Source organism: Candidatus Dadabacteria bacterium, from assembly GCA_026706695.1.
In the GTDB taxonomy this organism is placed as follows: Bacteria; Desulfobacterota_D; UBA1144; order Nemesobacterales; family Nemesobacteraceae; genus Nemesobacter.
Genome location: JAPOYE010000104.1, coordinates 1 through 7,464 on the forward strand (window position 1 = coordinate 1; position 7,464 = coordinate 7,464).

At 52.0% G+C, this 7,464-nt stretch carries 9 protein-coding genes; 2 read left to right on the forward strand and 7 right to left on the reverse strand.

Translation table 11 applies throughout. The annotated features are described in order from the left end of the window. The 7 genes from OXG10_08000 to trpS form a co-directional block, all read right to left on the reverse strand. Positions 1–181: DUF5683 domain-containing protein (locus OXG10_08000; protein MCY3827297.1), on the reverse strand; the 181-nt coding region annotated here is incomplete at its 3' end. A 17-nt stretch (positions 182–198) separates the two neighbouring features. Then, positions 199–972 (reverse strand): indole-3-glycerol phosphate synthase TrpC, encoded by a 774-nt coding sequence (gene trpC, locus OXG10_08005; GenBank protein MCY3827298.1) that lies wholly within the window; start codon positions 970–972, stop codon positions 199–201. Next, positions 962–1,996 (reverse strand): anthranilate phosphoribosyltransferase, encoded by a 1,035-nt coding sequence (gene trpD, locus OXG10_08010; protein MCY3827299.1) that lies wholly within the window; start codon positions 1,994–1,996, stop codon positions 962–964. The genes trpC and trpD overlap by 11 nt, the downstream gene beginning before the upstream one ends. After that, on the reverse strand, positions 1,986–2,441 hold the full coding sequence (gene nusB, locus OXG10_08015; protein ID MCY3827300.1) for a transcription antitermination factor NusB: 456 nt from the start codon (positions 2,439–2,441) through the stop codon (positions 1,986–1,988). The genes trpD and nusB overlap by 11 nt, the downstream gene beginning before the upstream one ends. Before the next feature lie 9 nt (positions 2,442–2,450). Then, positions 2,451–2,918 carry a 6,7-dimethyl-8-ribityllumazine synthase gene (gene ribE, locus OXG10_08020; GenBank protein MCY3827301.1) on the reverse strand — a complete coding sequence of 156 codons (468 nt, stop codon included), beginning with the start codon at positions 2,916–2,918 and terminating at the stop codon, positions 2,451–2,453. Between the two features lie 11 nt (positions 2,919–2,929). Next, the gene (gene ribB, locus OXG10_08025; GenBank protein ID MCY3827302.1) at positions 2,930–4,129 is read right to left on the reverse strand and encodes a 3,4-dihydroxy-2-butanone-4-phosphate synthase; all 1,200 of its coding nucleotides are present in this window, start codon (positions 4,127–4,129) and stop codon (positions 2,930–2,932) included. Between the two features lie 103 nt (positions 4,130–4,232). Further along, positions 4,233–5,234, reverse strand: a complete 1,002-nt coding sequence (gene trpS / locus OXG10_08030) for a tryptophan--tRNA ligase (protein ID MCY3827303.1) — start codon at positions 5,232–5,234, stop codon at positions 4,233–4,235. 253 nt (positions 5,235–5,487) lie between these two features. Between trpS and OXG10_08035 the strand changes: the two genes are divergently transcribed. Further along, positions 5,488–5,772 carry a hypothetical protein gene (locus OXG10_08035; GenBank protein MCY3827304.1) on the forward strand — a complete coding sequence of 95 codons (285 nt, stop codon included), beginning with the start codon at positions 5,488–5,490 and terminating at the stop codon, positions 5,770–5,772. Positions 5,773–5,849: 77 nt separating this feature from the next. Continuing rightward, on the forward strand, positions 5,850–7,322 hold the full coding sequence (locus OXG10_08040) for a hypothetical protein (protein ID MCY3827305.1): 1,473 nt from the start codon (positions 5,850–5,852) through the stop codon (positions 7,320–7,322). Positions 7,323–7,464: the final 142 nt, after the last annotated feature.

The following is a 7,464-nucleotide window of genomic DNA, read 5'->3' on the forward strand; positions in this document are numbered from 1 at the left end:
GGGTATCCGCAAACTCAAGGAAAACCCGAAGCGGTTCGCGAGAGAGGATATTCACTATTATTATAAGGGCGAATATCGAGATGGCCTTAGCAAACTGCCCGTTATAGAGCTGTCCCAGCCCCGGGAAAAAAAGGGAAAGCAGAACTGCCAGCCAAGGTCTTTTTCTTCCTTCTCCACGCATGCTCCACAAGCACTCCATCAGCATAGAAAACCGCGAAGAGCCTCCCCGGGGCTTTCGGCTTTCATAAATGTTTCTCCTATAAGAAAAGTGTCTATACCGCAGGCCATAAGTCCTTCCATATCGTCGACCGACGATATGCCGCTTTCGCTTATTATGATTTTCCCTTCAGGCACCATGCCGGAAAGCCTCTTTGAGGTGTCAAGCGAAACATCAAATGTCCGAAGGTCTCTGTTATTTATGCCGATTATTTCGCTTCCCGCCAGCAGGGCGGTTTCGAGTTCCTCCTCGCCGTGCACCTCCACGATGCAGTTCATTCCTAGGGAACCCGCGAGAGAAAGATATTCCTCTATCTGCCCGCGGTCCAGTACGGCGACTATAAGAAGCACGAGGTCAGCCCCGTGGCACCTTGCCTCATAGACCTGGTAGGGGTCTATGGTGAAATCCTTTCTCAGAATCGGAAGCGCCGAGTGAGTTCTTATATCGGAGAGGTAGGAAATATCCCCTCCGAAGAACTTGCGGTCGGTAAGAACCGAAAGCGCAAAAGCCCCCGAGGCTTCATACTCTCGGGCAATAGAGAAATGATCGAAATCATCCCTTATGACTCCCTTGGAAGGAGAAGCCCGTTTTATTTCCGATATTATCTTCACCCCCCGGGTCTCTGCGTGAAGAGCGGCAAAATCAATGGCCGGGGAACGGTCCGCGGCGGCGGACACGAGTTCTTCGAGAGGAAGCTTTTTTTTCGCCTCATCCAGTTCCTGTTTTTTAAACGCAACTATATCGTCAAGAATCATTCGGCTGGTTCCGGTTGGTAATTTCGATCAGCATCTCAAGCTTTCTGTGCGCGGCCCCGCTTAAAAGAGAGTCTTTGGCCAGAACAAGTGCTTCTGCAAGACTCGCCGCCTTACCCGAAACGTATATGGCCGCCATCGCGTTAAGCAGACTCGCGTCTGTTTTCGCGCCGTTCTCCCCTCCTCTCAGCACAGAAAGGGTTATCTCCGCGTTTTCGGCCGCACTCGCGCCGCCCCTGAGTTCTTCGTGCGAGCGGGTTTTTACGCCAAAGTCTTCGGGGTGCAGATCGTACTCAGCGATTTCGCCGTCTCGAAGTTCGGCCACTTTCGTGCTTCCCGTAACGGTTATCTCGTCCATGCACCCTTCTCCATGAACCACCATGACCTTTTGGGAACCCAGATTTTTAAGCACTTCGGCAACAGAAACGAGAAGCTGCGGTGAGTAGACTCCCATAACCTGATTTCTCACCCCCGCAGGATTTACCACGGGACCTATCAAGTTAAAGACAGTCCTTATTCCGAGTTCCTTTCTGCACTTTGCTACATTTCTCATGGCGGGGTGATATACGGGAGCGAAAAGAAAAGCTATGCCCGCTTCCAAAAGACATTTCTGTGCAAGAGACGGGGGAATACCTATTTTCACTCCAAGCGCTTCCAGAACGTCCGCGCTTCCAACCGGACTTGAAACCGACCTGTTGCCGTGTTTTGCGACCGTGACTCCTGCTCCTGAGACTATGAAGGCAGCGGTTGTGGATATGTTAAAGGTCCCGCTTCCGTCACCTCCGGTCCCGCAGAGGTCCACTGCGGTTTCCCTGTCGCAGTCTATCTTTTCGGCCTTACCCAAAAGGGCCTTCGCAACGCCGGTTATCTCGGAAACGGTTTCCCCCTTCATGCGAAGCGCCGTAAGAAAGGCGGCCATCTGGCTTTCGGGAAGTTCCCCTTCCATCATAAGGTCAAAGACCGCTGTCACTTCCTTTTCCGAGAGGTCTCCACCTTCCACAAGCTTAGAAATCACTTCAGTTATCATCGCCGAACTCGCCCCTCTCCATACTTTTCCCAATCTTATCGAGAATACCGTTTATAAACGCGGCGGAGGTCTCCGACCCGAACTCCTTGGCCACTTCGATCGCCTCGTTTATAGTAACAGGCAGAGGTATATCGCTCAAGAAAACGATCTCGTAAACCGAGAGGCGCAGAATGTTCCTGTCTATCATGGACATTCTCGACACCCTCCAGTGCTCAGAAGATCTGTTTAAGATGCCGTCTATGGCGTTGATATTTTCCAAAACGCCCTGACAGAGCAGAAACGCAAATTCAAGCGTTTCGCCGTCCGCCGCTTCGTGATGGAGTAAACAGAAAGATTCAAAATTGGAACGCAGGTTGGATGACCGTGAGGAACTGCCCCCGGAGGCTGAATCAGCCTGATAGAGAAACTGAAGGGCGGTTTTTCTGGATGACCTTCTCTTCCCCATCTGGTAAATCTAGGAAAGCGCTTTTACGAGATTAACCATCTCGAGCGCGCTAAGTGCAGCCTCGCTTCCCCTGTTTCCTGCCTTGACCCCTGCCCTTTCAATGGCCTGCTCGGTGGTCTCAGTGGTTATTATGCCGCAGCAGACGGGCACTCCGGTCTCAAGAGCCACCGCTGAGAGATCCTTTGTCACCTGCGAAGCGAGAAAATCAAAATGGGAAGTCTGCCCCCTTATTATGGCTCCAATCGCCACGACGGCATCGTATTTTCCTGACAGCGCCGCCTTTTTCACCGCCAAAGGCACCTCAAAAGAACCCGGAACCTTTATCACGTCTATTGACCTCTCGCCCGCGCCGTGGCGAACGAGGGTATCGATCGCTCCCTCCGTCATGGGGTTCGTGACGAAACTGTTGACCCTGCTTGACACGATGGCGAAGCGGAATTTCCCGGCGCTCAGTTTTCCTTCTATCGTTTGAGGCATTTGCTCCCCTCTTACTTTGATATTGAAACAATATTACCGTAATCAGCGCTTTTTCCCATTGCAATTTCCTTTTCCGTGTAATCCGAAATGTCTATGGGAACGCTCCCGACCATCCTGAGCCCGAATCCCTCAAGCCCCTTTACCTTTATCGGATTGTTAGTGAGAAGCCTTATGTCGCGCACTCCAAGATCCCTGAGTATCTGGGCTCCTACTCCGTAATGCCTGAGTTCAGCCTTAAGTTCCTGTCTCTCCGGAACAAGGGCAGGCGTCTCTTTTATTTTTCCGTTTGAATAGCGCTTTATCTTTTTCGCGAACCCCCCGTTGCTTGACTCTTGGTTTATGTAGACGAGGACTCCGGAGCCGTTTGCCTCTATCATCTTCAGGGACTGGGTAAGCTTCGCCCTGCTGTGGCAGTAAAGAGAACCGAAAATATCGCTTATGGCGCAGTCGGAATGCACCCTAACTAGTGTCCCATCCTCGGGACTCAGTTCCCCCTTCACAAAGGCCATGTGCTGAAGGCCGTCTATTTCATTTTCAAAAGCGATAGCACGGAAAACCCCGTATTCGGTAGGCACTTCCGCCTCGGCCACCCTGCGCACGAAGCTCTCCTTGCCTATTCTGTATCTTATGAGATCGGCTATAGTGGCAATCTTTATGCCGTGCTTTTTCGAGAAAGCCATCAGGTCCTCAAGACGCGCCATGTCGCCGTTCTCCTTCATTATCTCGCAGATAACCGACGCCGGGTGAAAACCCGCCAGCCTTGATATGTCAACCGAGCCTTCCGTGTGGCCGGCGCGGACAAGCACCCCGCCCTTTTTCGCTATGAGCGGAAAAATATGTCCGGGACGCACGAAATCCTCAGGTCTTGAATCCTGGGATATCGCCTGTCTTATCGTTGAGGCCCTGTCATGGGTCGATATGCCGGTCGTAACCCCCTTTTTCGCATCTATTGGAACGGTGAAAGCCGTGTGTTCGGGAGCTTCGTTGTACTCGGGCTTTATGGGCTGAAGAGCCAGACGGTCTGCGTCTTCCTGGATAAGAGAAAGGCAGATAAGACCACGGCCGTGAGTAGCCATGAAATTGATCACTTCCGCGGTAGCGTTTTCGGCGGGTATGACAAAATCTCCCTCGTTCTCCCTGTCTTCGTCATCGACCAGTATTACGAGTCTGCCCTGTTTTACGTCATCAATAATTTCTTCGATGGAGTTCATCTTTCTATATACTCTTCCGTCGCAAAAAAGGTCATAAACACAAACAATTTCTTTAAGCAGGATATAGAATAGACGGCGTCTCTGTCAACAAACACGCAGAGCCTTACGTGCGGAAAAGACCAACCTTCTCCTTTATCTCTTCCATGTTCTCTTCGGCTATCCGTTTCGCCTTGAGGGTTCCCTCGCGGAGTATGTCCCTTACCTCATCCGTCCTTTTTTCGTACTGCGCTCTTTTTTCCCTGATGGGCTCAAGGAGAAGGTTTATGGCGCGGGCGAGTTTCTTCTTCACCTCTACATCCCCGACGGTTCCCGTCCTGTAGCGGTCCTTGAGGTCCTCTATTTCCTCGGTATCGTCGTTGAAAAGATCGTGGTAGATAAAAACCGGGTTGCCTTCCACGGTGCCCGGTATGTCGGCCCTTATTCTCTTCGGGTCGGTATACATGCTCCTTACCTTGCGCTCAACTTCCTTTTCGCTGTCGCTTAGGTATATGCAGTTGTTAAGGCTCTTGCTCATTTTCCTGTTCCCGTCGGTGCCCACGAGGCGAGACGCTTTGCTGATGAGCGGTTCAGGCTCCCCGAAGTAATCGCCGTAGAGAAAATTGAACCTCCTGGCAAGCTCCCTGGTGAGTTCCACGTGACTCAATTGATCCTCGCCCACGGGGACCTTGGTCGCCCGGAACATCAGTATGTCGGCCGCCATTAGCACGGGGTATCCGAGAAGCCCGGCCGAGTAGTTGTCCCCAACTCCCATATCCTGAATTTTCTCCTTGAGCGTGGGGATTCTCTGGAGTCTCGGCACGGGACAAAGCATCGAGAGTATGGTTGAGAGTTCCGTTATCTGCGGCACCTGGGACTGGACATAGAAAACTGAGCACTCCGGGTCCATTCCCACGGAAAGCCAGTCGCACACCATCTCGACCGTGTTTTCCTCAACCTCGACGGCCCTGTCGTAATGCGTGGTCAGCATGTGGAGGTTGGCAACCAGAAAAAAGCAGTCGTATTCACTCTGAAACCTGATGCGGTTCTGAAGCGAACCCACAAGGTGTCCCAGGTGAAGCTTTCCCGTCGGTCTGTCTCCGGTAACCAGGATGGGTCTTCCGCTCACTTTAACCTCCGAAAATCGATGCGTGGCGGTAATGTTACTCAAACAGCGAAGATACTCAATATGAGAGACGGGATTAGGGGTCGTCGGCCCAGACTCCTGGCAGATTCCTGCAGGAGATAAAATCCCGCCTCGTCGAAACCGAAGACCTTACAACCTACAAACCTCACTTACATCATTGACACTTACATCATTGACACTGTACTTTCTCGTATGGTAGGCTCTAAATGAAAATATTTCTCATTTAACAATGCGGATGAGCAAGGCACTTTCCTTAGTACTGACAATCGTTTTTCTGGGAGCGCAGATGTTCTCCTTTGCCCATGCGGCCGAGTACGGTTCCTTGGAACACGAGCATGAGGGAACTGCCTGCGAGGTCTGCCTAAGCGCCAAGTATCAGGGCTTCTCAAGCCCCGGCACCGCGAGTGAAGCCTGCCTTCTTCACTACGCGGAGCATGTCCCGCAGTCACCCATTGGCGTTATCATAGCTCGGAACGCTTACGAGGCGGGAATTACACGCGGACCTCCACTCTCCTCCTAAAAAGAAGTAAAGAGATTTTCTTGTTCCCTGCGCATACAAGCAGGAATCAGTGGTTTTTTCAAACTTAAGGAGGAAAAATGAATATATTACGTTTCGCGGTCATAACCGCGTTTTTTGCCGTTCTGCCGTTTTCTCATATCCCCGCTTTCGCCGCTTCCGATCAGGAAGTAGAAGCCTTAAAGAAGGAGATACAAGAGATGAGATCGGAATATGAGAACCGGATTTTAAAGATGGAAGAAAAACTCGCCGAGATGGAAACCGAAGCATCTCAGGCCAAAACGACTTACTCAAAGAGCAAGGATAGCGTCTACCCAAGCAGAGCCATTTACAACAGCAACCTCAACCCTTCAATCGGAGCGATACTGGGTGGACGATTCGCCGCCTTTTCTTCGGATGAGGGCGAAATTCCCGGGTTCGTCCTGGGACACGAGGGGGAACGTGGGGCGGAAGGAATATCTCTTGGGGAAACCGAACTTAATCTTTCGACAAGTGTTGACCATAAATTCTACGGCCACATAACCACGGCTCTTGCAGACCATGGAGACGGGGTCGAGATCGAGCTTGAGGAAGCATACGTGGAGACCCTTCCAGGTTTCGGGCTTCCAACGGGCGCGACCATAAGAATGGGCCGCGCGTTCTGGACTCTGGGATACATGAACGAGCATCACGCCCACGCTGACGATTTCGCCGATCGCCCCTTGCCTTACAGGGTGTTTCTCGACAAGGCCTTCAATGATACCGGAGCACAGATTTCATACGTGCTTCCGACCGACTTCTATGTCGAGGCGGGAGGCGGTATTTTCCGCGGAGACGATTTCCCGTTTGCAGGGGCTGAGGGTAGCGACATAAACTCATTCAGCGCCTTTCTGCGGGTAGGCGGTGATATAGGAGAGAATTCATCCTGGAGAATCGGGGGCTATCTGCTTGACGGAGAGGCAAGCGGTCGCGGCGGCGGACACGGACACGGGCACGAAGACGAACATGGACACGAAGACGAGCATGCTGCTGAAAACGGCGATGGTCATGAGGAAGAACACGAAGACGAACATGGACATGAAGACGAACATGGACATGAGGAGAATCTCGAGGAGTTCTTCGCCGCCGGCATGTTCACGGGCAACACGAGACTTTACGCGGTTGATTTTCGCTACACTTGGGCTCCCACCGGAAATTCCCGCCAGAAAGAGGTGCTTCTCCAGGGTGAGTATTTCTGGCGTGACGAAGAAGGCGTCTACACTCTTGCGGAAGGAGACGAGGTCCACGAAGAACGTCTCGACGGGGGAAGCCACGGCTGGTACGCGCAAGGAGTTTTCAAGTTCTCGCCGAAATGGAGAATCGGCACCCGCTATTCCCAGCTGTACTCTCCCGAGGATTCAGGGATAGATCACGATCCCTACGCGGTAGCGGTCATGGGAGACTGGTCAAACAGCGAGTTCTCCCGCATACGCCTTCAGTACAACTACGAAAAACTAGGAGAGGATCTAAGCGACAACCAGTTCCTGCTCCAGTACATAATGAGCATAGGTGCCCACGCCGCGCATAAATACTAAGAGCAACCGTAAGATGAAGCGTTAACTGACTCTCCTTTTCTCCTGCCGGGGCTGCTTTTCGTGGCCCCGGCATATTCCTTCGCAAAGGAGCCTCTTGCAAAATTCTTAAGGCGAGTGAATTCTTTGAGATGAAGGGATAAAA

What these genes read in the sequence shown, in the direction of transcription:
- trpD (MCY3827299.1), bottom strand. Translation starts at nt 1,996, where the DNA reads ATGATAACTGAAGTGATTTCTAAGCTTGTGGAAGGTGGAGACCTCTCG.
- ribE (MCY3827301.1), bottom strand. Translation starts at nt 2,918, where the DNA reads ATGCCTCAAACGATAGAAGGAAAACTGAGCGCCGGGAAATTCCGCTTC.
- nusB (MCY3827300.1), bottom strand. Translation starts at nt 2,441, where the DNA reads ATGGGGAAGAGAAGGTCATCCAGAAAAACCGCCCTTCAGTTTCTCTAT.
- ribB (MCY3827302.1), bottom strand. Translation starts at nt 4,129, where the DNA reads ATGAACTCCATCGAAGAAATTATTGATGACGTAAAACAGGGCAGACTC.
- OXG10_08040 (MCY3827305.1), top strand. Translation starts at nt 5,850, where the DNA reads ATGAATATATTACGTTTCGCGGTCATAACCGCGTTTTTTGCCGTTCTG.
- trpC (MCY3827298.1), bottom strand. Translation starts at nt 972, where the DNA reads ATGATTCTTGACGATATAGTTGCGTTTAAAAAACAGGAACTGGATGAG.
- OXG10_08035 (MCY3827304.1), top strand. Translation starts at nt 5,488, where the DNA reads ATGAGCAAGGCACTTTCCTTAGTACTGACAATCGTTTTTCTGGGAGCG.